Origin of the sequence: Microbacterium sp. GbtcB4 (assembly GCF_019091465.1) — a bacterium.
GTDB classification, from domain to species: domain Bacteria; phylum Actinomycetota; class Actinomycetes; order Actinomycetales; family Microbacteriaceae; genus Microbacterium; species Microbacterium paraoxydans.
Window position 1 is genome coordinate 75,992 of the sequence record NZ_JAGXJJ010000006.1, and the last position, 23,956, is coordinate 99,947.

Annotated in this window: 24 protein-coding genes; 7 read left to right on the forward strand and 17 right to left on the reverse strand. The window is 71.8% G+C overall.

Translation table 11 applies throughout. The annotated features are described in order from the left end of the window. Positions 1–7: 7 nt before the first annotated feature. Positions 8–766 (reverse strand): copper homeostasis protein CutC, encoded by a 759-nt coding sequence (locus KVS71_RS11265; protein ID WP_144882015.1) that lies wholly within the window; start codon positions 764–766, stop codon positions 8–10. Between the two features lie 71 nt (positions 767–837). Between KVS71_RS11265 and KVS71_RS11270 the strand changes: the two genes are divergently transcribed. Genes KVS71_RS11270 through KVS71_RS11280 form a run of 3 tightly spaced genes read left to right on the forward strand, consistent with a single transcriptional unit; the run spans position 838 to position 2,960 of the window. Beyond that, positions 838–1,278: a MarR family winged helix-turn-helix transcriptional regulator gene (locus KVS71_RS11270; RefSeq protein WP_060922637.1), complete on the forward strand. Its 441-nt coding sequence runs from the start codon at positions 838–840 to the stop codon at positions 1,276–1,278. A 5-nt stretch (positions 1,279–1,283) separates the two neighbouring features. Beyond that, a complete protein-coding gene (locus KVS71_RS11275; protein WP_060922638.1) occupies positions 1,284–2,615 on the forward strand; it encodes an MFS transporter in 1,332 nt (443 codons plus the stop codon). A 60-nt stretch (positions 2,616–2,675) separates the two neighbouring features. Beyond that, entirely contained in the window at positions 2,676–2,960 is a 285-nt protein-coding gene (locus KVS71_RS11280) for a hypothetical protein (RefSeq protein WP_060922636.1), read from the forward strand. 90 nt (positions 2,961–3,050) lie between these two features. Here KVS71_RS11280 and rocD read toward each other — a convergent pair whose 3' ends face one another. From rocD to KVS71_RS11315, 7 genes are all read right to left on the reverse strand, one after another. Then, positions 3,051–4,361: an ornithine--oxo-acid transaminase gene (gene rocD, locus KVS71_RS11285; RefSeq protein WP_217584575.1), complete on the reverse strand. Its 1,311-nt coding sequence runs from the start codon at positions 4,359–4,361 to the stop codon at positions 3,051–3,053. Further along, positions 4,358–5,236 carry a dimethylargininase gene (gene ddaH / locus KVS71_RS11290; RefSeq protein ID WP_060922634.1) on the reverse strand — a complete coding sequence of 293 codons (879 nt, stop codon included), beginning with the start codon at positions 5,234–5,236 and terminating at the stop codon, positions 4,358–4,360. Before ddaH ends, rocD begins: the two co-directional genes overlap by 4 nt. Before the next feature lie 163 nt (positions 5,237–5,399). Beyond that, on the reverse strand, positions 5,400–6,398 hold the full coding sequence (locus tag KVS71_RS11295; RefSeq protein WP_217584576.1) for an NAD(P)-dependent alcohol dehydrogenase: 999 nt from the start codon (positions 6,396–6,398) through the stop codon (positions 5,400–5,402). Next, a complete protein-coding gene (locus KVS71_RS11300; protein WP_060922632.1) occupies positions 6,395–6,625 on the reverse strand; it encodes a helix-turn-helix transcriptional regulator in 231 nt (76 codons plus the stop codon). The genes KVS71_RS11295 and KVS71_RS11300 overlap by 4 nt, the downstream gene beginning before the upstream one ends. Beyond that, the gene (locus tag KVS71_RS11305) at positions 6,625–7,059 is read right to left on the reverse strand and encodes a hypothetical protein (protein ID WP_217584577.1); all 435 of its coding nucleotides are present in this window, start codon (positions 7,057–7,059) and stop codon (positions 6,625–6,627) included. Before KVS71_RS11305 ends, KVS71_RS11300 begins: the two co-directional genes overlap by 1 nt. 534 nt (positions 7,060–7,593) lie before the next feature. Continuing rightward, positions 7,594–11,268 carry a bifunctional proline dehydrogenase/L-glutamate gamma-semialdehyde dehydrogenase gene (locus KVS71_RS11310; RefSeq protein WP_217584578.1) on the reverse strand — a complete coding sequence of 1,225 codons (3,675 nt, stop codon included), beginning with the start codon at positions 11,266–11,268 and terminating at the stop codon, positions 7,594–7,596. Between the two features lie 64 nt (positions 11,269–11,332). Continuing rightward, complete coding sequence (locus KVS71_RS11315) at positions 11,333–11,893, reverse strand: acyl-CoA thioesterase (RefSeq protein ID WP_025105424.1); 561 nt, start codon at positions 11,891–11,893, stop codon at positions 11,333–11,335. A gap of 130 nt (positions 11,894–12,023) precedes the next feature. Between KVS71_RS11315 and KVS71_RS11320 the strand changes: the two genes are divergently transcribed. Next, entirely contained in the window at positions 12,024–12,533 is a 510-nt protein-coding gene (locus KVS71_RS11320) for a GNAT family N-acetyltransferase (protein WP_060922628.1), read from the forward strand. A gap of 53 nt (positions 12,534–12,586) precedes the next feature. Here KVS71_RS11320 and KVS71_RS11325 read toward each other — a convergent pair whose 3' ends face one another. Genes KVS71_RS11325 through KVS71_RS11345 form a run of 5 tightly spaced genes read right to left on the reverse strand, consistent with a single transcriptional unit; the run spans position 12,587 to position 17,654 of the window. Then, positions 12,587–13,738 carry an acetyl-CoA C-acetyltransferase gene (locus KVS71_RS11325; RefSeq protein WP_217584579.1) on the reverse strand — a complete coding sequence of 384 codons (1,152 nt, stop codon included), beginning with the start codon at positions 13,736–13,738 and terminating at the stop codon, positions 12,587–12,589. Positions 13,739–13,751: 13 nt separating this feature from the next. Beyond that, on the reverse strand, positions 13,752–14,225 hold the full coding sequence (locus KVS71_RS11330; RefSeq protein ID WP_217584580.1) for an ASCH domain-containing protein: 474 nt from the start codon (positions 14,223–14,225) through the stop codon (positions 13,752–13,754). A 3-nt stretch (positions 14,226–14,228) separates the two neighbouring features. Beyond that, positions 14,229–15,902: a cytochrome b/b6 domain-containing protein gene (locus KVS71_RS11335; RefSeq protein ID WP_217584581.1), complete on the reverse strand. Its 1,674-nt coding sequence runs from the start codon at positions 15,900–15,902 to the stop codon at positions 14,229–14,231. A gap of 2 nt (positions 15,903–15,904) precedes the next feature. After that, positions 15,905–16,876, reverse strand: coding sequence for an electron transfer flavoprotein subunit alpha/FixB family protein (locus KVS71_RS11340; protein ID WP_217584582.1), 972 nt, complete (start codon positions 16,874–16,876; stop codon positions 15,905–15,907). 1 nt (position 16,877) lies between these two features. After that, on the reverse strand, positions 16,878–17,654 hold the full coding sequence (locus tag KVS71_RS11345; RefSeq protein ID WP_217584583.1) for an electron transfer flavoprotein subunit beta/FixA family protein: 777 nt from the start codon (positions 17,652–17,654) through the stop codon (positions 16,878–16,880). A gap of 175 nt (positions 17,655–17,829) precedes the next feature. Here KVS71_RS11345 and KVS71_RS11350 point away from each other — a divergent pair, with 175 nt between their 5' ends. From KVS71_RS11350 to KVS71_RS11360, 3 genes are read left to right on the forward strand one after another with little or no spacing between them, the layout of a single operon-like run. Next, a complete protein-coding gene (locus KVS71_RS11350; RefSeq protein WP_025105418.1) occupies positions 17,830–18,366 on the forward strand; it encodes a MarR family winged helix-turn-helix transcriptional regulator in 537 nt (178 codons plus the stop codon). Then, on the forward strand, positions 18,366–18,836 hold the full coding sequence (locus KVS71_RS11355) for an SRPBCC family protein (RefSeq protein ID WP_217584584.1): 471 nt from the start codon (positions 18,366–18,368) through the stop codon (positions 18,834–18,836). Before KVS71_RS11350 ends, KVS71_RS11355 begins: the two co-directional genes overlap by 1 nt. Next, positions 18,833–19,276, forward strand: coding sequence for a YdeI/OmpD-associated family protein (locus tag KVS71_RS11360; RefSeq protein WP_217584585.1), 444 nt, complete (start codon positions 18,833–18,835; stop codon positions 19,274–19,276). Before KVS71_RS11355 ends, KVS71_RS11360 begins: the two co-directional genes overlap by 4 nt. Positions 19,277–19,368: 92 nt before the next feature. On the opposite strand, the gene KVS71_RS11365 is transcribed toward KVS71_RS11360, so the two are convergent. The 4 genes from KVS71_RS11365 to KVS71_RS11380 form a co-directional block, all read right to left on the reverse strand. After that, a complete protein-coding gene (locus KVS71_RS11365) occupies positions 19,369–20,145 on the reverse strand; it encodes an enoyl-CoA hydratase (protein WP_217584586.1) in 777 nt (258 codons plus the stop codon). A 102-nt stretch (positions 20,146–20,247) separates the two neighbouring features. After that, positions 20,248–21,126 (reverse strand): 3-hydroxyisobutyrate dehydrogenase, encoded by an 879-nt coding sequence (gene mmsB, locus KVS71_RS11370; RefSeq protein ID WP_217584587.1) that lies wholly within the window; start codon positions 21,124–21,126, stop codon positions 20,248–20,250. Beyond that, positions 21,123–22,304: an acyl-CoA dehydrogenase family protein gene (locus KVS71_RS11375; protein WP_217584588.1), complete on the reverse strand. Its 1,182-nt coding sequence runs from the start codon at positions 22,302–22,304 to the stop codon at positions 21,123–21,125. The genes mmsB and KVS71_RS11375 overlap by 4 nt, the downstream gene beginning before the upstream one ends. Positions 22,305–22,365: 61 nt before the next feature. After that, positions 22,366–23,865: a CoA-acylating methylmalonate-semialdehyde dehydrogenase gene (locus tag KVS71_RS11380; RefSeq protein WP_217584589.1), complete on the reverse strand. Its 1,500-nt coding sequence runs from the start codon at positions 23,863–23,865 to the stop codon at positions 22,366–22,368. Between the last annotated feature and the right edge of the window lie 91 nt (positions 23,866–23,956).

A 23,956-nucleotide genomic window follows, 5' to 3' on the forward strand; every position in this document is an offset into this window, starting at 1 on the left:
TCCTGCCTTACCGGTCGGTCTCCGCGAGGGCGTCGCGGATGGCGTCGCGGATGGCGAAGGCGATGTCGCGATCCGTCACCTCGTAGCCGCCGACCCCGTCGGAGGCGGAGCCCATGCGCACGCCACCGTCCTCGGTCACGGCCCGCTTCGCGGAGAAGTGGAGGGCGTCCACCCCGGCCCGGGCGAGCACCGGAGCGCTCGCGACGTCGACGCCGCTGCCGGCCATCACCTCGATCTGCCCCTCGGCTGCGGCGACGAGCGCGCGCAGGGTGTCGATGCCGTCGATCGCCGCGGACGCCCCTCCGGAGGTGAGCACGCGCCGGAGCCCGAGCTCCCTCGCGGCCCGCAGGGTCGCCACCGGGTCGGCGGTCACGTCGATCGCGCGGTGCAGGGTCGCCGGAGCTCCCCCGGCCGCATCCCGCAGCCGGGCCATGGCGTCGCGATCCAGTCGGCCCTCGCCGTCGAGCGCGCCGATCACCACTCCCGCTGCGCCCGCCGCGACCGCGTGCCGCACGTCGCGTTCGGCGACGGCCAGCTCATCGGCGCTGTAGTGGAAGCCGCCGGCGCGCGGACGGATGAGGACGTGCACCTCGGGGCCGCTCGCCCCCGCGGCTTCGAGCGCGAGCTCCAGGGTGGCCGGCGACGGGGTGAGCCCGCCCAGCGCGAGGGCCGTGGCGAGCTCGACGCGGGCGGCGCCGACCTCGGCGGCGATGCGCACTCCGGCGGGATCCTGGACGGCGATTTCGAGAGCGATCGTTCGGGTCACCCCTCCATTGTGCCCGCTGACCCCGGCTCCCCCGGCCCTCGGGGCAGAAATATTAGATAGACTAACTAAGTATGTCTGCGTCCGATGATTCCCTGCACCTCACCGCCACAGACCTCCGCATGGCCACGTTCCGGCTCGCCCGCCGGCTCCGCTGCGCCCGTGCCGCCGACATGATGAGCGACACTCAGCTCGCCGTCCTCGCCGACCTCCGCATGAACGGTCGGCGCACGATCTCCACCCTCGCCGAGCGCGAGCGCGTGACCGCCCCGTCGATGACGAGCATCGTGAACGGCCTGGAGGAGCAGGGCTATGTCGCCCGCACCCCCGACGAGGACGACCGCCGCCGCGTGCAGGTGGACATCACCCCCGCCGGCGTCGAGATCGTCGTCGAGACCATCCGCCGCCGCGACGTGCTGCTGGCCGACATGCTCCGCGAGGTCGACTACACCGAGGAGGAGCTGGCGACGCTGCGAGAAGCCAGCGCCCTGATGCGGAGGGTGGTGGAGCGATGAACGCCATGTTCCGCTCCTTCGCGAACATCAACTACCGGATCTGGTTCGCCGGAGCCCTCGTGTCGAACGTCGGCGGGTGGATGCAGGCCACCGCGCAGGACTGGGTCGTGCTGACCGAACTCACCGACAACGACGCGACCGCGATGGGCGTCACCATGGCGCTGCAGTTCGGTCCTCCCCTGGTTCTCGTGAGCCTGACCGGCTGGGTCGCGGATCGCTTCGACCGGCGGAAGATCCTCCTGACCACGCAGACCGCGCTCCTCGCTCTCGCGATCGCCGTGGGCTCCCTGCTGCTCGCCGGGGTGATGACCCTGCCGATGATGCTGACCTTCGCCCTCGGATTCGGCATCGTCAACGCCTTCGATGCCCCCGCGCGGCAGGCCTTCGTGTCGGACATGGTGTCCGCGACCGAGACTTCCAACGCCGTGGCGCTCAACTCCGCCTCCTTCAACCTCGCCCGGATGATCGGCCCCGCGGTCGGCGGTCTGCTCATCGTCGCGATCGGCTCCGGCTGGGTGTTCATCGTCAACGCCGCGACGTTCCTCGCCATGATCGTCGCGCTGCTGCTCATGCGCACGCACCTGCTCGCACCGCGGCCGAAGAACCGCAACCGCGGCGGCCTCGCCGAGGGGTTCCGGTACGTCTGGGCGCGCAGCGACCTCAAGGTCGTGTTCGTGACCGTGTTCCTCATCGGCGCGTTCGGCATGAACTTCCCGATCTTCGCCTCGACCATGGCGCTGGAGTTCGGAGCCGGCGCCGACGGGTACGGGGTGCTGAGCTCGGTGCTCGCGATCGGGTCCCTGATCGGCGCCCTTCTCGCCGCGCGTCGGGACCGGGCGAGGGTGCGCGTGGTGATCCTCGCGGCGGGCGGCTTCGGGATCGCCGCCTTCGTCTCGGCCGCGATGCCCACCTACCTCTCCTATGCGGTCACGCTCACGTTCACCGGCTTCATGATCGTGACGCTGCTGACCACGGCCAACGGCTACGTGCAGATCACGACGGATCCGGCACTGCGCGGACGCGTGCTCGCCCTCTACATGGCCGTCATCATGGGGTCGACTCCGGTCGGCGCGCCGATCGCCGGCTGGGTCGCCGACGCGTTCGGTCCTCGTGCCGCCATCATGCTCGGCGGGACCGCCGGCTTCATCGCGTGCGCGATCGGCGTGACCTGGGTGCTCACGTCAGGGCGTCTGCGCCGTGAGGAGAGCAGCCGCTTCCGGCTGACGCTCGACGAGACCCGGCCGCTGCGCGTCGTGCAGCCCGTCGAGCCGGTCGACTACACGGAGAAGGCGGCGGCGACCACGCCCATCCGCCTCCCGCGCCGCGACGGCGAGTGAGCTGCGAAGGCGTTTGTCAACGCCTTCCTCATCACGGCCCGGCGGTCGTAGCGTCGGGTCATGGACGAGAACATGAGCACCCCGCACCCGCAGGATCCGGCCGAAGGCGCTCCCGGCGTCGACGTCCCTGACGAGAACTCCGGCCAGGGCGACGGCACCGGCGGCGCGATCCAGGGCGACAGCTCCCGCGGCGAGTCGACCGGCGGCGCCATCCAGGGCAGCTCCGGCCCGGGCCGCGACGCTCCGCTGGGCGGCGACGAGAACACCGAGGACGAGCTCGCGGCCGACAACGCCGCCGAGGAGGACACCCTCCGCACGCTCGACCCCGACTCCCCGCCGGCCTGATCCGTCGACCCACCCCTTTCGAGACGAGCCACCCCCTTGCGAACGTTCGCAAGGGGGTGGCTCGTGCAGAAGGGGGTGGGTCGGCCGCGGTCAGGCGTCGAGTACCACCTTGAGCTGCTCGACGGCCCAGTCGAGCTCCGTGGCCCGGATGACGAGCGGCGGGGCGATGCGGATGGTCTGCCCGTGCGTGTCCTTCACGAGCACACCGCGGTCGAGCAGCTTCTCCGCGATCTCGCGGCCGGTGCCGATGGCAGGGTCGATGTCGACGCCCGCCCACAGCCCGGCGATGCGCACACCCGTGACCCCCTTGCCGATCAGCGGCTGCAGCGCCTGCTCGAGGTGCGCGCCCAGCGCCCGCGCACGCTCCTGGAACTCGCCCGTCTGCAGCATCTCCACCACGCGGAGGCCGACGGCCGCCGCGAGCGGGTTGCCGCCGAACGTGGAGCCGTGCTCGCCGGGGCGGATCACGCCCAGCACATCCGTGTTCCCCACCACGGCCGAGACCGGCAGGATGCCGCCGCCGAGCGCCTTGCCCAGCAGGTACAGGTCCGGAACGACGCCTTCACGGTCGCACGCGAAGGTCTCGCCGACCCGGCCAAGGCCGGCCTGGATCTCATCGGCGATGAACAGCACGTTCTTCTCGTCGCAGATCTCGCGGATGCGGCGCAGGTACCCCTCCGGCGGGATCACGACCCCGGCCTCGCCCTGGATCGGCTCCACGAGCACGCCCGCCGTGTCCTCCGTGATCGCCGCGGCGATCGCCTCCGCGTCGCCGAACGGCACGCGGTCGAAGCCCGGCGTGTAGGGACCGAAGTCGTCGTGCGCAGTCTCGTCGTCGCTGAAGCTCACGATCGTCGTCGTGCGGCCGTGGAAGTTGCCCTTCGCCACGACGATCCGCGCCTTCCCCTCGGGGATGCCCTTCACGCGGTAGCCCCAGGCCCTGGCGACCTTGATTCCGGTCTCCACCGCCTCGGCGCCCGTGTTCATCGGCAGCACGAGCTCCTTGCCGCAGAGCTCGGCGAGGGCGGCGGCGAAGGGCTCCAGCATGTCGCTCTGGAACGCCCGGCTGACGAGCGTGACCCGACCGAGCTGCTCGGTCAGTGCCGCGACGAGCGCGGGGTGACGATGCCCGAAGTTGACCGCGGAATAGGCCGCGAGCAGGTCGAGGTACCGCTTGCCCTCGACGTCGGTGACCCATGCCCCCTCGCCGCGCGCGATCATCACCGGCAGCGGGTGGTAGTTGTGCGCGACGTGCGGCTCGGCGACCGCGCTGGGTCCCTGAGCCTGTCGAAGGGTCGAAGCGTCCGTTCCCTGGGTCGCTGCGTCCGCCCCCTGGGTCGAAGCGTCCGTTCCCTGGGTCGCTGAGCTCGTCGAAGCGCCCGCCGCCTGCTCGATCGTCACTTCGCACCCCGCAGCTCGAGCGTGCAGCACTTGATCCCGCCGCCACCGAGGAGGAGCTCGGACAGGTCGACGGTGATCGGGTTGTAGCCGCGCTCCCGGAGCTGCTGCTCGAAGCCCTTCGCCCGCGGCGAGATGATGACGTTGTAGCCGTCGCTCGAGGAGTTCAGGCCGAACACCGCGCCGTCCTCGTCCGACACGAGGATCGCGTCCGGGAAGCGCTTCTCCAGCTCGGCACGGCTGGCGTCGTCGAAGGCCCCGGGGAGGTAGGCGATGTTCGCCCGCTCGGGACCGCCGTTCTCCACGCCCTGCACGGGGTCGAGCACCGCGATCGCGGTGTCGAGGTGGTAGAAGCGGGGGTCGGTGAGGTTCAGCGACACGACCTCGCGGCCGAAGACCTCGCCGACCTCGCGGTGGCTGTCGCCGGTGGAGCGGAAGCCCGTGCCCGCGAGGATCACGTCGCCGACGAGCAGGAAGTCGCCCTCGCCCTCGTTGACCTCCTTCGGCATCACCGTGTCGTAGCCGGCGGCGCGGAACCAGTCGGCGAAGGCCGGAGCCTCGCCCTGGCGCTCGACGAACCGGAACTCCGGCACGTAGGCGCGGCCATCGATGAGGAAGCCGCCGTTGGCCGTGTAGACCATGTCCGGGTAGCCGGGGAGCGGATCGATGAGCTCGACCTCGTGACCGAGCTCGACGTACAGGTCATAGAGCTTCTGCCACTGGGCGACGGCGTTGGCGGTGTCGGTCGGCCGCGACGGCTCCATCCACGGATTGATGGAGTAGTTCACCGTGAAGTGCTCGGGACGGCACATCAGGTAGTGGCGGCGGTGCGCGGTGCGCGTGGGGGCGGTGGTGACGGCGGTCTCCGGCGTCGACATGGATGCTCCTCGTGTGAACGGGCGCGGCGGACGCTGTCCAGGGGCCCGGCGGTCCTTCGACCCCCTGCTCGGAAGAGGCGGAGGGGAAGATGCGACTCGGGCACGCCGGTGACCATTGTGCCACCGGACCCTGGGCGCCACCAGCATCCGTCCCGTGTCGCCCTCAGCCCTCGCGCTGCGTCACCACGACCTTGCCGACCGTGTGCCCGGCTTCGACGTGCGCGAGCGCGGACACCCCGTCGTCGAACGGATACGTGCGCTCGATCACCGGCACCAGATGCCCCTCCTCCACGAGCTCGAGCAGCTTCGTGAGGACCTCAGGGCGCGGGGTCGCCGTGAGCGACACCACCCGCGGCCCGCGGAGCGAGAGCACGGCGGCGCGGATCATCCGCGGCACCGGACCGAGCACGCGTCCGCCGTCGCCGGTCACGAGCACCACGCGGCCACCCGGCCGGACGAGGCGCTGCAGCTCGCGGATCGGCACCCCTCCCGCGATGTCGATGACGGCGTCGAACCGCGAGGAGGGCAGGTGCGTGAGCGGAGACGTGCGGTGATCGAGCGTGCGCACGGCTCCGAGGCGTTCCAGCAGCAGGGCATTGCGCGCGCCACACGTCGCCCAGACCTCGGCCCCGCGGAGCGCCGCGAGCTGCACGGCGAACGTCCCCACGCCGCCGGACGCCCCGATCACGAGGACCCGCTGCGCACGGTGCCGCAGCCCCACCCCGGCGGCGTCGAGCGCCTGCCACGCGGTGCCTCCGGCGATCGGCAGGCAGGCCGCCGCCTCGGGCGTCACATCGGGCGGGACGGGCACGACGCGGTCGGCCGCGATGCGGGCGTGGGAGGCGAGGCCGCCGCCGCCCTGGAGCTCCCCGACGACGAGCTCACCGAGTTCGGCGTTCACCACGTCGGCGCCGACCGCCACGACGGTGCCGGCGACGTCGAGTCCCCGCACCGGGTGCTTCGGGCGGGTGAGCCCGAAGAACGGCCGGACCAGCAGCGGGTCGCCGAGGAGCAGCCGCACGTCGCCGGCGTTGAGGGCGGTGGCCTGCACGCGCAGCACGACCTCGCCGCGATGCGCCTGGGGGACGGGCTGCCGGGTCAGTGTCGTCCCGGCGGCCGGGCCGTACGTCTCGCGGGTCCAGGCGGGCATCGTCTCGGTCATGCGGCACCTCCGGGGTCGGTCGGATACGCGAACAGGTCGTCGATCCCGACCCCGAACGCCCGGGCGATCTGGAACGCGAGCTCGAGTGTCGGCGAGTACTTCTGCTGTTCGATCGCGATGAGGGTCTGCCTGGTGACCCCGATCGTGCGGGCGAGCTCGGCCTGCGTGAGTCCGGCGCGCTCGCGATGGGCGCGGATGGTGTTGGAGACGAGGGTGGGCTTGACCATCAGCGGAGCCCCCGGCGGTACGCGATCGCCCGGGCGACACCGCCGACGACGGCCGCCACGAGGAACCCGGCGAACATGGCGTTCGCGATCCAGAACACGTCGGCGCCAAGACCGCAGAGGACGATGACCCCGAGGCCGGCGATGGTGACGAAGGCCTGCTCCACGCGGGCTCCCATCCGGCCGATGTCCCGGTCGCGGATGTCGGAGCGGCCGACGCCGTCCGGATCGGACATCCCGGCGATGATCCCCCAGAGGACGCTGAGCACGATCGTCCCGACGATGCCCCCGCCGATCGTCCACAGCATCAGCGGGAACCAGTCCGTGGCGGTGAGCGGACCGCCGCCGGCCTGCTGCAGCAGCAGCACGACGTAGACGACCGCGACGATCGGGCTGACGATGAGCCCGGCCCAGACGTTGCGCTCCTCGTAGACCATGCGAATCTCCTCGTGTCAAAAATTCTTGACACGAGACTACGACCGCGCTCCCGAGCGTGTCAAGAATCTTTTACACCTGTTCGCGTCCCTCCCCACAGCCTCTCCCGGGATCACAATCGCACCCCCGCACCGCCTCTCCCGTCCGTTTCCGATCCCGCGTCCCCTTCCCTCCCCCACACCCCGCGACGCGGGATCAATAACGCCCCTCCCCAGGCCCCCGACGCACCTTTCCGATCCCGCGTCCCAGGAACCTCCCCTGCCCGCCGCAGCCCCCGCCTCCCGCACACCCACCGCAGGCGGGATCGAAAACGCACCCCCGTCGCTCCGCAGCGGCACGTCTTTCCACCCGCACCGAAACCGGCGCCCCCCCCCCCGGTCGGGCGGGATCAATAACGCACCCCCGTCGCTCCGCAGCGGCGCGTTTTCGCACCCGCACCGAAACCGGCGCGGCGCCCCCGGCGGGCGGGATCAGAAACGCACCCCGGATGGCCCGGAGCGGCACGTTTTCGCACCCGCACCGGAGACGGGCGGGGGTCAGATGACGGAGGCGCTCCAGGGGTCGGGGTTTCCATAGCGGTGGGCGGTGATCGAGACGGACTGCTCGTGCACGAACGGAAGGAGCTCGATGCGGGCGGCCGCCGTCACCTCCGCGTCGTATACCGCGAGGTCCGGGTCACCGCCGGTGGCCACCGCCAACGCGGAGCGCAGCGCCGCCACCGACTCCCGTCCGCCCACGAGCCGCACGCGCTCATGCCGCGGAAGCACCGGAACCCCCGCGTCTCCCGAGGACCCCTCGCCCTCGGCCACCTGCATCCGCTGGAGCCACTCGTCCTCCGTCTCCAGGAACACCACGGCGTCCAGGTCGCCCAGAGCATGCCGCACGCCCGCCGGAAGCCCGACCGGAGTCGACACGACGAAGCCGGCGCCCGCACGCACCCCCGCGATCACGACCCGCAGCAGGTCGTGCAGGGCGGCGTCCTCGGTGGCGCGGATCTCCACGGGGACGGGCCGGTAGCGGAAGAGGTTGCGCTCGATCTCCAGCCGCGACACGTCCCGCACCCGCCCGAACTCCCGGTCCCAGGCCAACGCGTCCGACAAGGCCGACCGCCGGAGCCACTCGAAGGACTCGAACGGGAGGGACGGCTGCGCGGCCTCGATGAGCCCCGTGATCCGGGAGTCGAGCCCCCGCAGATGAAGGGTGCTCGACGCCGGGGACCCGTGCTGGGCGCGCCACGACCCGAGTCCGATGAGGTGGTTCGGCCCGCCCGGCTTGGCACCGGCCCCGACGGAGGAGCGCTTCCACCCGCCGAACGGCTGCCGCTGCACGATCGCCCCCGTGGTGCCGCGGTTGACGTAGAGGTTCCCGGCCTGCACACGGTCGAGCCAGAAGGAGAGGTCGTCCGGGTCCTGCGTATGCAGCCCCGCGGTGAGGCCGTAGGCGACGGCGTTCTGCAGGTCGACGGCCTTGGCGAGGGTCGGGGCGTGCATGATCCCGAGGACCGGGCCGAAGAACTCCTCGGTGTGGAAGCGGGAGCCGGACTGCACGCCGACCCGCACGCCGGGGCGCCAGAGCCGTCCGCTGCCGTCGTCGGCGCGGTCGAGGGCGGGTTCGATGAGCCACCGCTCGTCGCCCTCCAGCTCGGAGAGGGCCCAGGCGAGCTTCCCCTCGGGTTTCTCGATCACCGGGCCCACCTCGGCGAGCGGATCCGAGGGCCAGCCGACCCGCAGCGAGCGGACCGCGTCGGCGAGCTGACGGGCGAAACGCTGCGAGCGCCCCACCGGCCCGACGAGGATCGCGAGCGACGCCGCGGAGCACTTCTGCCCCGCGTGCCCGAACGCGCTCTTCACGAGGTCGGCCACGGCGAGGTCGAGGTCGGCCGAGGGCGTGATGATCATGGCGTTCTTGCCGCTGGTCTCCGCGAGCAGGGGCAGGTCGGGACGCCAGGAGCGGAACAGCGCCGCGGTCTCCCACGACCCGGTGAGGACCACCCGGTCCACCGCCTCGTCCGTGATGAGCGCACGGCCGAGGTCGCCTTCCTCGATGTCGACAAGGGCGAGAGCCTCACGGGGAACGCCGCCGTCCCACAGGGCCTCCACGAGCACGGCCGCACACCGCCGCGCCTGCGGGGCGGGCTTCAGGACCACGCCGGAGCCCGCGGCGAGCGCCGCCAGCACGCCACCCGCGGGGATCGCGAGCGGGAAGTTCCACGGCGGCGCGACGACGGTCACGCGGGCGGGGACGAACACGGCGCCGGAGATCGCATCGAGCTCACGGCAGGTCGCGGCGTAGTACCGGGCGAAGTCGACGGCCTCGCTCACCTCCACGTCGGCTTCGGCGAAGACCTTGCCGGTCTCCACGGCCGCGACCTCGATCAGCTCCCCACGCCGGGATTCGAGCGCCGCCGCCGCGCGCAGCAGCACCTCGGCGCGTTCGGCCGCAGGACGCGATCCCGACGCCGCCGCCGCGCCCTGCACGCCGCGCACGATGCGTCCGAGGTCGTCGGCGTCGTCGACGCGGGCGGCGTCCAGAACCTCCGTCCCGACCGTCGAGTCCGCGAGCCGGGCGCGGATCCCCGCCGCCCACTCGCGGTTGGCGGGGAGGGCGAGATCCGTGTCGGCCGTGTTCTCGAAGCCCGGGGCGCCCCCGGTGTCCTCCCCGCGCTCGCGCGCCGCGTACACGGCGGTCTCGAGGTAGGCGCCGGTGTCGGCGTCGTCCGAGCCGCGCACGATGCCGAGCACGGCCTTCGTGAGATCGGCCTCTGCGACCGGGCCGACCGGCGCCGGCCGCACGGACTCGTGCACCGGCGCGAGGCGGTCCTGCGTGCGGCGCGGACCGAGGCCGAGGGCCGGGTCACCCGCCCGGTCGAGAGCGTCGAGGAAGCGGTCCGCCTCCCGGGCGAAGAGCGTCTCGTCGTCGTGCAGGTGGAACGCCGCGGAGAGGAAGTTCTCGGACGACGCGTTCTCCTCCAGCCGCCGCACGAGGTAGCTGATGGCCACGTCGAACTCGGCGGGCGCGACGACCGGCACGTACAGCAGCACCGGACCCACTTCCCGGGAGACCGCCTGCACCTGCCCCTGGGCCATGCCGAGCAGCATCTCGAACTCGACCGCGTCGCGGACGCCGCGCTCCCCGGCCAGCAGCCACGCGTGGGCGATGCCGAAGAGGTTGTGGCCGGCCACGCCGATCCGCACCGAGGACGTGTGCTCGGGCTGCAGCGCCCAGTCCAGGCAGCGCAGGTAGTTGGCGTCGGTGTCGAGCTTCGTGTCGTAGGGTGCGGGCGTCCACCCGTGCAGCGTCGCCTCGACGTGCTCCATCGCGAGGTTCGCACCCTTCACGAGGCGTACCTTGATGCGGGCTCCCCCGTGGATCACGCGGTCCTGCGCCCAGGCGGTGAGCTCCTGGAGGGCCGGGAGCGCGTCGGGCAGATAGGCCTGCAGCACGATCCCGGCCTCGAGTCCGGTGAGCCGCGGGTCCTCCAGGAGCCGCGTGAAGACGGCGATCGTGAGGTCGAGGTCGCGGTACTCCTCCATGTCGAGGTTGATGAAGGTGCCGTCTCCCGCAGCCGTCACGTACAGCGGGAGCAGCCGCTCCACGACCCGGTCGACGACCTCGTCGAAGCCCCACATCGAGATGCGGCTGACGATCGCGGAGACCTTGACCGATACGTAGTCGACGTCCGGACGCCGGATGAGCTCGTGGATGCCGTCGAGCCGCCGCTGCGCCTCCGCCTCGCCCAGCACCGCCTCCCCGAGGAGGTTGAGGTTCAGACGCGAGCCCGACTCCCGCAGCTTCTCGATCGCGGGTCCGAGCTTCGCGGGTCGCGCGTCCACCACGAGGTGCCCCACCATCTCGCGCAGCGCCCGCCGCGCGAGGGGGACGACCGGGGTCGGCAGCACCGGGGCGACGCCGCCGCCGAGCCGCACGGCGGAGCGCAGGTACCACGGCAGGAACTCCGGCACGATGGGCGCGATCCGGCGCAGCTGGGCGGCCGCGGCGGTCAGGCTCTCCGGCCGCATCACGCCGTCGACGAAGCCGAGGGTGAACGGCAGACCGTTGGCGTCGCGCAGGACACCGGCGAGGCGTTCCGCGGCGGGGTCGACGTCGGCCGCGGCCGCCTCGATCACCCAGCGGCGCGCGAGCTCGACGGCCTGATCGGCGAGGGATGCGGATGCCCCCGCCTCCGCGGAGGATGACGACGACTCTGCCATGTGACCACCCTAGGTCTCCGGTCGCGGAATCCCGGGGTGCCCGACCGGGCGGGCCCCAGTCGGGTCAGTTCCAGATGCTGGGGGCGGGGGTGCGCACGGGAGGGAGGGCGGACGCGGCGGCCCAGTCGTGCACCCACGCGTCGATCTCGGGCACCCCGTCGGGCTTGCCCACCGCGGCGAAGAGCTCCTCGTTGCTGACCGTGCCGCCGGAGCGCCGCAGCACGCGGGCCCGCACGATGGCCCGGGCGTAGACCTCGCCGCCGACCACGGCGCGATGCTCCAGGAACAGGGCCTTCTCGTCGTGCCCGATGAAGCGGGACTGCACCTCGAACCGCTGCCAGAGCTGGAGCGACTTGCGGAAGGTGATCGTCTCGCTCGACACGACCGCGTACCAGCCCTGCTCCTTCATCACGTCGAACAGCCCCGTGCGGATGAGGTGGTCCCAGCGGCCGAGGTCGAACAGCGACAGATAGCGGCCGTTGTTCATGTGGCGGAGGATGTCGAGGTCCGTGGGCAGGGTGGTCACCGTCACGGTGCCGACGGCGGTGGGGTCGAGGGTCTTCCCCTGCCGCACGCGACGACGCGCACCGAGGATCACGAGGAGGGTCCGCCAGATCACGTTCACGAGGACTGATCGTAGCCATCCGCGCACGACGGTCGAACTTCGTTGTCCGATTCCTCCATGCCCCCGGTGGCCCTCTCGGCGGCCGTCACCCCGATTTCCGATTTCCACGGACCCGCCGTAGAGTCACCGCATGAGCGCCGAAGCCCAGCCCGAAGTCATCGTCCGTCCGGTCCGTGATGTGGATGCGGAAGCCCTCGGTCGCGTGCATGCGCAGTGCTGGCACGAGACCTACGATCACCTCATCAGCAAGGCGGCGCTGGAGAAGGTCTCGCCCCGCCGTATGGCCGAGCTGTGGACGCACTGGGCCTCGCAGGGTCCCGACTTCAAGATGAACGCGGCGCTCGTCGACGGCGAGATCGTCGGCTTCGTCGGCTCGGGTCCGGCCCGCGACAAGGACGCCCCGGCGTTCCGCGAGCTGTACTTCATCTACCTGCTCGACGCATACCACTCGACGGGCATCGGACAGAAGCTCTTCGACGCGGCCGTCGAGAAGGACGAGCCGCTCTACCTCTGGGTCGCCGAGGACAACCCCCGCGCGCACCGGTTCTACACGCGCAACGGGTTCCACCTCGACGGCGCCGCGCACACCGAGCCGTTCCTCGGCGAGACGCTCACCGAGGTCCGCTTCGTGCGTCCCTGACCCTCGTCCTCACCGGAAGGGCCGCCCCGCGGGGCGGCCCTTTTCGTCTGCCCTCAGAGGCGTTCGATGATCGTGACGTTCGCGACGCCGCCGCCCTCGCACATCGTCTGCAGGCCGTACCGGCCGCCGGTGCGCTCCAGCTCGTTGAGCAGGGTCGCGAGGATGCGGGTGCCGGTCGCGCCGATCGGGTGTCCCAGCGCGATGCCGCCGCCGTTGACGTTCACCTTCTCGTGCGGCGCACCGGTCTCGCGCATCCAGGCGAGCACGACCGAGGCGAACGCCTCGTTGACCTCGAACAGGTCGATGTCCTCGATCCGGAGCCCTGTGCGCTCCAGCGCGTGCCTGGTGGCCGGGATCGGCGCGGTGAGCATGAGCACGGGGTCGTCGCCGCGGACGGAGACGTGGTGGATGCGAGCGCGCGGGGTGAGGCCGTGCTCCTGCACCGCCCGCGCACTGGCGATGAGCACGGCACTCGACGCATCGCTGATCTGCGACGCGACCGCCGCGGTGATCCGCCCGCCGGGCGTGAGCGGCGGCAGCCCGGCCATGCGTTCGAGGCTGGTGTCCCGGCGCACGCCCTCGTCGTGGTCGAGCCCGGCGAGCGGCGCGATCTCCGCCGCGAAGCGCCCCTCGTCCTGGGCGACGGCCGCCCGGCGGTGGCTCTCCAGTGCGTATTGCTCCATCTCCTCCCGCGAGATGTTCCACCGCTCGGCGATGAGCTCCGCACCCCGGAACTGCGAGATCTCCTGGTCGCCGTACCGCTCCTGCCATCCGGGCGACTCGGCGTACGGCGTCGTGAAGCCGTACTCCCGGCCGACGGTCGCGGCCGCGGTGAGCGGGATCCGCGACATGTTCTGCAGCCCGCCGGCGATCACGAGGTCGCTGGTGCCGCTGAGCACCGCCTGCGTGGCGAAGTGCACGGCCTGCTGACTGGATCCGCACTGGCGGTCGATCGTCACGCCGGGCACGTGCTCCGGGAAGTCGGCGACGAGCAGCGCGGTGCGGGCGACGTTCCCGGCCTGCCCGCCGATCGCATCGATGGCTCCGAGGATCACGTCGTCCACGGCGCCGGGGTCGATGCCGGTCCGGTCGACGAGGGCCCGCAGACTGTGCGCGCCGAGGTCGGCGGGGTGGATCTCCGCGAGAGCGCCGCCTCGGCGTCCGACCGGCGAACGGACCGCGTCGACGATGTAGGCCTCTGCCATGATCTCCCTCTCCTCAGTCCTCCGTGCCGGCGGGCAGGAGCAGCCGGAAGCGCTCGCACAGCACCGGCATGTCAGGGGCGTAGCCGCGCGGGCTCTCGGAGTGGGTGCGCCAGTAGCGCTCGTGCACCTCGCGCCAGTGCGCCAGGGTGCGGTCCCCCTCCCCCTCGGCGAAGGCGTGCGCCGCGTCGACCTCGTCGAAAGGCACGATGTCGATCGCCGTGGTCTCGATCACGGCGCGCGGGGCGCCGGTTCCGTCGAGGATGATGCTGAGCTCGCCGACGGTCGGCAGCGGATCCCCCGTCTCCTCGTAGTCCCAGACGGAGGACGCCGTGCCCACCTTGATGCCGCGGAGCACGAGCTCCAGGAGCTCGTCGGCGTGCTCCGGCGTCGCGCCGAAACCCCACGCCTCGGGAAGAGCCTCGGGCAGGTGCGGCAGCGCGATGCGGGCCTCTCGCCAGTACTCCTCGATGGCGGTGCGGTCGGTCATGGATCAGCGTCCCGAGACCTTGCCGAACGCCTTCGCGATCGGCGCGAGCACGAGCGGGCGCGCCGCGACCCACGCGATCGCGATCACGACGAGCGAGGCGATGAACACCCAGAACCCCGTCCACGTCGCGGCATCCTGGGCGGCGAACATGTGGTTGAGGTTGCGCAGGAAGCCGGTCAGCATCACGAGCGCGACGTGCGCGATGATGAACGCCACGAAGTAGAGCATCACCGGGAAGTGCAGGGCGCGCGCCCACTCCACCGGGTACGCCTTCGACAGGCGCTCCGCCTTCTTGGGCCAGAGCCCCGACATGCGGAACCCGGTGACGGCGGCGAGCGGTGCCGCGAGGAAGACGGTGACGAAGTAGGCGAGCTGCTGCAGGCTGTTGTAGTTGTTCCAGCCGTTCTCGTGCGGCCAGTCGAACGAGATGTACTGCAGCGCCGCCGACAGCGCGTTCGGGAAGACCTCCCAGCTCGTCGGCACGATCCGCACCCAGTGCCCCGTGGCGAACAGCAGCACCACGAAGATCACGCCGTTCAGCAGCCACAGGATGTCGAGCGCCTGATGGAACCAGAGGTTCAGGCTGATCTTGCCCTTCGGGTTGTTCCGCGGCGTCCAGAACACGCTCGGACGCTTCTCGGTGCGCACCTGCAGCCCCGAGCGGATGATCAGCACGATCAGGAACATGTTGAAGAAGTGCGCCCAGTTGACCCACGGCGCGAAGCCGGGCTCGACCGGGATCGGCGGCTCGTACTCGCCCGGGAAGGCTGCCAGGAAGTCCTGCATGAACGGGAGGCTCAGCAGCGTGCGGACGAGAGCCACGGCCGCGGCCGCGAGCACGCCGAGAGCGGCGGCGCCGAACAGCACCGCGATCGCCTGGGTCCAGGTCGGGCGCCGGCGAGCGGGCGGGGTGGTCGAGGCGGCGGCCGGGAGGTGTCGGGGGGCACGACCGTTCCAGACCGTGCGGGTCCAGGGCAGCGGTGTGCTGATGTCGGCGGCCGGGGCGAGCGCGGTGCCGGGGATGGCGGGCTCCGCCGTCGCGGGTGCCGCGGCCGGAGCCGGAGTCTCCGCGATCGCGGGGGCGTCCGCCGCCACGGCCGAGGAGGTGTCGGCGGTCGCCCGTGCGGGCACGGTCCCCGCGGGCGGCCAGGGCTCGCCGCCCGGGACACGGGGCAGTCCACGACGGACGCTCTCGCCTCCGGCGGGCGACGCAGCGGCGGGCGTCGCCGCAGGCGCCGAGGCCGTCGCGGCGGCAGCCTGCTCGGCAGCAGGCGCAGCGGCAGCGGCAGCAGCGGCAGCGGCAGCAGCGGCAGCGGACGGCGCGGCCGCCCCCGGAAGCGCGGCGGGTGGGGACGGGGCCGTCGGCGCAGCTCCGACCTCGGACGGCGGCCAGGGATCGTCGCCGGGCACGCGCGGAAGGCCCCGACGGAGGGCCGGACGCGGTGCGGCGTCCTCCGACAGCGAGGGGGTCGCGACAGCGGCCTCGACCTCGGCGGCCCCGCGCTCGACGCGCTCCGTCGTCGCGGACACCGGCGCCTCGACGGCGGCCACCTCGGCCACGGCGGCCACCTCGACGGCATCGACCGCATCGACCGCATCGACGGTCACGTCGGCGGGCGGCCACGGCTCGCCGCCCGGCACCCGCGGAAGCCCGCGGCGCAGCACCCGCGTCGCCATGACTACTTCTTCCGCGCCTCGAGCGCGGCGATCACCTGCGGGACGATCGCGAACACGTCGCCGACGATGCCGAAGTCGGCGACGTCGAAGATGGGCGCCTCCGGGTCCTTGTTGATCGCCACGATGTTCTTCGACGTCTGCATGCCGGCGCGATGCTGGATCGCGCCGGAGATCCCGAGCGCGACGTAAAGCTGCGGCGACACCGAGACCCCGGTCTGCCCGACCTGGTGGGACTGCGGGATGTAGCCCGCGTCGACTGCGGCGCGCGAGGCGCCGACCGCGGCCCCGAGGGCATCGGCGAGCTCCTCCACGAGCACGAACTTCTCCTTCGAGGCGAGACCGCGGCCGCCGGAGACCACGCGGGTCGCTCCGCGCAGCTCGGGCCGGGACGAGGTGGCCTCGACCGTCTCGACGGGCCCCGCCGTCGCGGCGACCGCTCCGGACGGAGTGACCGCGAGCTGTTCGACCTGCGGGGAGGCGACCGCCTCGGCCCTGGCCTCCACCGCACCCTGGCGCACCGTGACGACGAGCGTACCGTACGTCGCGGCCGCGTCGACGAGGTACGCCCCGCCGTAGACCGAGTGGTGGGCGACGATGCCCTCGTCGTCACGGGAGACCCCGACCGCATCCACGGCGAGAGCACTCTTCGTCCGCACCGCGAACCGCCCGGCGACATCGCGGCCGGAGATCGAGTTCGAGATGAGGACGGCCGCGGGCTGCACCTGCGCGGCGGCGGCCTGCAGCGCGTCCACGATCGGGACCGTCAGCGCGGACGGGTCGCCGTCGGCCGTGAGCACGACCGTGGCTCCGGCCTCCGCCGCCTGGGCGACTGCGGCGTCGGAGCCGCCGACGATCACCGCGACCGGTGTGCCGATGCCTGCCGCCGCGCCGAGGAGTCCGGCGGTGCTGCTGGCGAGTGCACCGGACGGGTCGACGTCGAGGAGCACGAGGATCGGGTTCTCGGGGTACGCCATGTCACACCAGCCTGTTCTGCACGAGGAACTCGACGAGCTTCTCGGCGGCATCGCCCTCGTCGACGATCTTGACCCCGGCGGCCCGCGGGGGCTTCTCCGAGACCGCGGTCATGATGGTGCGCGGAGCGAGCGCCGGGTCGGCCGACACGTCGAGGTCGGCGAGGGACAGCACCTCCAGCGGCTTCTTCTTCGCCGCCATGATGCCCTTGAAGTTCGGGAACCGGGCGTCCGGGAGCGCCTCGGTGATGGAGATCACGGCGGGCAGCGGCGCGGTGACCTGCTGGTTGCCCGCGTCGGCACCCCGGGTACCGGAGACGCCCTCGGCGGTGATCTCGACCGCGGTGAGGGCGGTGGCCTGCGCCCAGCCGAGGTGCTCGGCGAGCATGGCGGGGAGGACGCCGCCGGCGCCGTCCGTGGACAGGTTGCCGGTGATGACGAGGTCGGGCGCTCCGCGGCGGATCGCGGCGGCGAGGACCTCGGCGGTGAGGCCCAGGTCGGCGCCCACGAGCTGCTCGTCGACGATGTGGATCGCGGAAGCGGCTCCGATCGCCAGGGCGCGTCGCACGGAGGCGGTCGCGCTCTCCGGCGCCATCGTCAGGGCCACGACCTCGGTGCCCTCGTTCTTGTCGGCGTGGGCCAGGGCGACCTCGAGGGCCCGTTCCGTGATCTCGTCGAGGACCACATCCCCCGCGCCGCGTTCGGCGAGTCCGGTCTCGAGATTCAACGTGCGATCGCCATAGGTGTCCGGCACCTCTTTGACCAGGACGAAGATCTTCATCGAATGCTCCTCACGACACGCTGAGTCTATCCGCACGGTCTTCTATGTAGCCAAAGGCGGAGGGATCCGCAGGTGGTACCCCCGATTTCGGCCGCGAATGTATACATAGTCGACAGTCGGGCCCCGCGGCTCGCCGCTGACAGCCGGGGGCGGCCTCCCCCGGTACCGTAGAGACGTGGTCCGACCCCGCCCGCTTCCCGTCGACCCGCTCGCCGAGGCGAAGCGGCAGTGGATCGCGCACGGCTGGACCGAGGCCGCGGACGGCATGACGGTGGTCACCTCGGTGATGCGCGCCCAGCAGCTCCTCCTCGCCCGTGTCGACGCGGCCCTCAAGCCCTTCGCGCTGAGCTTCGCCCGCTACGAGGTCCTGCGGCTGCTCGCCTTCAGCCGGGCGGGACGCCTGCCGTTGTCGAGCGTGGTCGCGCGGCTGCAGGTCCACGCCACCACCATCACCAGCACGGCCGAGCGCCTCGTGCGCGACGGCCTCGTCGTCCGCGAACCGCACCCGCACGACGGACGCGCGGCGATGCTCGCCCTCACCGACGACGGCCGCGATCTCGTCGAGCGCGCCACGACCGCGCTCAACGCCGACGTCTTCGCCGACCCCGGCATGAGCGAGGCCGACGCCGCCGAGCTCGTCGCCATCGTCGCCCGCCTGCGTCGCGACGCCGGCGACTTCATCGATCCGCGCCCCCTCCCCGAACCGCTCTGATGCCCCGGTTCGTGCTCGAGACCGTGATCGCGGCATCGCGCGCTGTCGTCTTCGCCGCGGCACTGGACCCGGAACTGCATCTGCAGTCGATGGCGCGTTACGACGAGACGATGATCGAGGAGCCCGCGGGCGGCGCGTTCACCGAGGGGTCCACGGTCACCTGGCGCGCGCGGCACTTCGGCATCCCTTTCCGCCTGCGCTCCGTGGTGTTCGACATCGACGCGCCGCATCGGTTCACGGACCGACAGATCGCCGGGCCGTTCCGCGAGCTCCGGCACGAGCATGTGTTCGAGGAGCACCCGCGCGGCACCCTCATGCGCGACACGATCGTGTTCCGGTCGCCCTTCGGGCCCCTCGGCCGCGTCGTCGACGCCGTCGTGCTCGGCCGGTACATGGAGCGGCTCATCGCCGAACGCAACTCCGCTCTGGTCGCCGCGATCGAGGACGGCGGGCGTACTCTTCCTGCATGAGCGAACTGCGCGTGCACACCGTCCTCGCCGGTCGCGGCCCCGCCGCGGCGATCCTCCTCACCGACGAGCAGGTGGCGTCTTTCGGCGCCGGCAAGGCCTTCCCGGTCGCGGTCACGATCGGCGGGCGCACTGCTCGCCTGCGCCTGGCCCGCATGGGCGGCGAGAACATGATCGGTCTCAGCAAGGCCGCCCGCGCGGACCTCGGGGTCGAGATCGACCAGGAGGTCGACGCCGTGATCCGGCTCGACACCGCCGAACGCGCGGTCGAGGTGCCGCCGGCGCTGGCCGGCGCCCTCGACGCCGATCCGGCCGTGCGCGCGGCGTTCGACGCCCTCTCCCCGTCGGCGCGCAAGGAGCACGCCAGGGCGGTCGCCGAGGCCAAGCAGGAGGCGACGCGCGAGCGCCGGATCGCGAAGATCGTGGAGTCCCTGCGCGGCTGATCGTTCACAACTCAGGAGAACTGCGGCCCACAACCACGCGCAACCGCCGAACGGCGATTCCGCGACCGATTCTCCTGAGTTGTGAACCGCGGTCAGCGGTTCTGGAAGTCCGGCGTGCGCTTCTCGCGGAAGGCCGCCATCCCCTCCTTCTGGTCGTGCGTGTCGAACAGCGCCGCGAACGCCTGCTTCTCGTGGGCGAGGCCGGCGGACAGCGTCGTCTCCATCGCCGCATCGAGCGCGGCCTTGGCGGCGTAGACCGACGGCAGCGACTTCGACGCGATCGTCTCCGCCAACGTCGTCGCCTCGGCCAGGAGGTCCGCCGCGGGGACGACGCGGGACACGAGTCCGGAGCGCTCCGCCTCCTCGGCGCCCATGAAGCGGCCGGACAGCACGAGCTCCGCCGCCTTGTAGTACCCCACCGCGCGGATGAGCCGCTGGGTGCCGCCCATGCCGGGGATCACGCCGAGCTTGATCTCGGGCTGTCCGAACTTCGCGGTGTCCGCGGCGAGGATGATGTCGCACATCATCGCCAGCTCGCAGCCGCCGCCGAGCGCGAATCCGGAGACCGCCGCGATGACCGGCGTGCGCACGGCCGCGAAGTCGTGCCAGACGCCGAAGTGGTCGGTCTCGAGCATCTCCGCCGCGGACATCCCCTCCATCTCCTTGATGTCGGCGCCGGCCGCGAAGGCCTTCTCGGAGCCGGTCACGACGATGGCCCCGACCCCGTCATCCGCATCGAAGGCCTGCGCGGCCGCGGTGACCTCCTCGGCGAGCCGGCTGTTCAGCGCGTTGAGCGCCTCCGGACGGTGGAGGGTGATCCAGCCCACCCGTCCGCGCTGCTCCACCAGGATCGTCTCGTACTCGGTCATCGCTCCCGCCTCCCTGTCGTCATCCACCCTCTCCTTCGAATCGCCCGATTTGCTGCATTTCGGCCGGATTCGCGACCATTCAGGCGATTCGAAAGCCGGAGGTCAGCCACGGATGTCCGTGATGATGCCGGAGAAGTCGCGGGCCGCGCCCTCGCCGGCGGCGTAGGCGGCATACAGCTCCTGCGCCAGACGACCCATCCGGGCGTCCGTCGAGGTCTGCTCGATGGCCTGCAGCGCGAGACCGAGGTCCTTCGCCATGAGGGCGCCCGCGAACCCCGGCTGGTAGTCCCGGTTCGCGGGGCTCGTGGGCACCGGACCGGGGACGGGGCAGTTCGTGGTGAGCGCCCAGCACTGCCCGGACGCCTGGGACACCACGTCGAACAACGCCTGATGCTCCAGCCCCAGCCGCTCGCCCAGCACGAACGCCTCGGCGACGGCGATCTGCGACACCGCGAGCACCATGTTGTTGCAGACCTTCGCCGCTTGACCGAGTCCCGGTCCGCCGCAGTGCACGATGCGCTTCCCCATGATCTCCAGCAGCGGAAGCGCCGCCGCGAAGTCGTCGTCGGAGCCCCCGACCATGAACGCCAGGGTCCCCGCCTCCGCCCCGACCACGCCGCCGGAGACCGGAGCATCGATGTGCCGGTGGCCCGCGGCGAGCGCGAGCGCATGGGCGGCCCGCGCCTCGTCCACGGCGATGGTCGACGACTCGATGAACAGCGTCCCGGGGCGCGCGGCCGCCAGCAGCTCCGTGCGGTAGGCCTCGATGACGTGCTTCCCCGCCGGGAACATCGTCACCACGGCCTCCGCGTCCGCCACCGCCTCCGCGCCGCTCGCCGCCACGGGGATCGCGGCCGCCCGCGCCGCCTCGACGGCCGCGGGCACGAGGTCGAAGCCGTGCACCTCGTGTCCGGCGGCGACGAGGTTCTTCGCCATCGGCAGCCCCATGTGCCCGAGCCCGAGGAAGGCCACGCGGGTCATGATGCGCTCCGCATCGACGCCGACCCCGCGGGTCGCAGCATCTCCCGGCCGACGATCAGGCGCATGATCTCGTTCGTCCCCTCGAGGATCTGGTGCACGCGGAGGTCGCGGACGATCTTCTCGATGCCGTAGTCCTGCAGGTAGCCGTAGCCGCCGTGCAGCTGGAGGGCGCGGTTGGCCACCTCGAAGCCGGCGTCGGTCGCGAAGCGCTTGGCCATCGCGCAGCGCATCGTCGCGTCCGGCGCCTTCTCGTCCACCGCCTCCGCGCCGTCGCGCACCATCAGCCGCGCGGCCTGCAGGTCGGTGCGCATGTCGGCGATCGCGAAGAGGATCGACTGCTTCTCCGCCAGCGGCTCCCCGAACGCGACGCGCTCATGCACGTACTGCACGGCCTTGTCGAGCGCGGCCTGCGCTCCACCGAGAGAGCACGCCGCGATGTTGAGGCGTCCGCCGTTGAGCGCCGACATCGCGATCGCGAAGCCGCGCCCCTCGTCCCCGAGCATCGCGGACGCCGGCACCCGCACGCCGTCCATGATCACGGGGCGGGTGGGCTGCGCGTGCCACCCCATCTTCTTCTCCGGGGCGCCGAAGCTCAGGTTCTCCGCATCGCCGGGGACGAGGAAGGCGCTGATCCCGCGCGCTCCCGGCTCGCCGGTCCGCGCCATGACGACGTACACCGCGGCCTCACCGGCTCCGGAGATGAACTGCTTCACGCCGGTCAGCACGTACTCGTCGCCCTCGCGGACGGCGCTGGTCGCGATGTTCGCCGCGTCGGATCCGGCTCCCGGCTCCGTGAGGCAGTAGCCGCCGAACTCCTGCATGGCGGTCAGCGACGGCAGCCAGCGCGACCGCTGCTCGTCGTCGCCGTAGGTGTCGATCATCCACACCACCATGTTGTGGATGGAGATGTAGGCGGCCACGGCGGGGTCGGCCTTGGCGAGCTCCTCGAAGATGGCGACGGTGTCGACGCGGGTGAGGCCGGTGCCGCCGAACTCCTCGCCCACGTAGATCCCGCCGAGGCCGAGCTCGCCGCCGCGCTGCAGCGACTCCCGCGGGAACAGGTGCTTCTCGTCGCGTTCCGCGGCGAACGGGGCGAGCTCCGCATCGGCGAACTCTCGCACGGCGTCGAGGATCGCCTCGCGCTCCTCGTCGGTGGTGGTGACGGTGGTCATGGTCATCGCGTGTCCTTGAGATATGGGTCCCTGAGCCCTGTCGAAGGGCCCTGAGCCGGTCGAAGGGTCAATGCATGGTGGGGATGACGAAGCTGGCGCCCTCGCGGATCCCCGACGGCCAGCGGCTCGTCACGGTCTTGGTCTTCGTGTAGAAGCGGAAGGCGTCGGCGCCGTGCTGGTTGAGGTCGCCGAAACCGCTGCGCTTCCAGCCGCCGAACGTGTAGTAGGCGATCGGCACCGGGATGGGCACGTTCACGCCCACCATCCCGACCTCCACGCGTGCGGCGAAGTCGCGGGCGGCGTCACCGTCGCGCGTGAAGATGGCGACCCCGTTGCCGTACTCGTGCTCGGAGGCCATGCGCAGCGCCTCTTCGTAGTCGGTGGCGCGGGCGATCACGAGCACCGGGCCGAAGATCTCCTCGCGGTAGATCGCCATGTCGGTCGTCACGTGATCGAACAGGGTCGGTCCGAGGTAGAAGCCCTCCTCGTGCCCGTCGACCGTGAAGCCGCGGCCGTCGGCGAGTAGCGTCGCGCCCTCGTCGATCCCCTGCTGGATGTAGCCCTCCACCCGCTCGACGGCTGCCCGCGTGACCAGGGGTCCGTAGTCGACGTCCGCTGCGAGGGAAGGGCCGACCCGCAGCTGAGCGACGCGTTCGGTGAGCTTGGCCGCGAGGGCGTCTGCCGTCTCCTCGCCGACCGGCACGGCGACCGAGATGGCCATGCACCGCTCCCCCGCGGAGCCGTAGCCGGCGCCGATGAGGGCGTCGACGGCCTGGTCGAGGTCGGCGTCCGGCATCACGATCATGTGGTTCTTCGCGCCGCCGAAGCACTGCGCGCGCTTGCCGTGGGCGGCCGCGGTGGCGTAGATGTACTCGGCGATGGGCGTGGAGCCGACGAAACCGACCGCGCGGATCCGGTCGTCGGTGAGCAGCGTGTCCACCGCCTCCTTGTCGCCATGCACCACGTTGAGGACGCCGGCCGGCAGCCCCGCTTCGAGGAAGAGCTCGGCGAGGCGCACCGGCACCGAGGGGTCGCGTTCGCTGGGCTTGAGCACCACGGCGTTGCCGGCGGCGAGCGCGGGCCCGGCCTTCCACAGCGGGATCATGGCGGGGAAGTTGAAGGGCGTGATCGCCGCGACGACCCCGAGCGGCTGCCGCATCGAGTACACGTCGATGCCCGCCCCGGGCCCTGTGGAGTACTCGCCCTTGAGCAGGTGCGGGGCTCCGGCGGAGAACTCGATCACCTCGAGGCCGCGCTGGATGTCACCCTTGGCGTCGTCGACGGTCTTGCCGTGCTCGCTCGCGAGGAGTTCGGCGAGCGAGGTCATCTCCTGCTGCACGAGGTCGAGGAACCGCAGGAGGACGCGGGCGCGCTTCTGCGGGTTGGTCGCCGCCCACGCGGCCTGAGCCTGCTCGGCGTTCGCGATGACGCGGCGCACCTCCTCCGCGGACGCGAGCGGCACCCGGGCCTGCACGGCTCCGGTGCTCGGGTCGAAGACGTCGGCGAAGCGTCCGTCTTCCGGGGTGACATGCGTTCCGCCCACGAAGTGCGGGATAGTACGGGTCATTGTGCGACATCCCTCCGTGCCCTCTTTGGCACATCGGCGAGTTTACTCCGACGACCGTGAAAATACGAGGACGTCCTTGTATCTCTCGTCG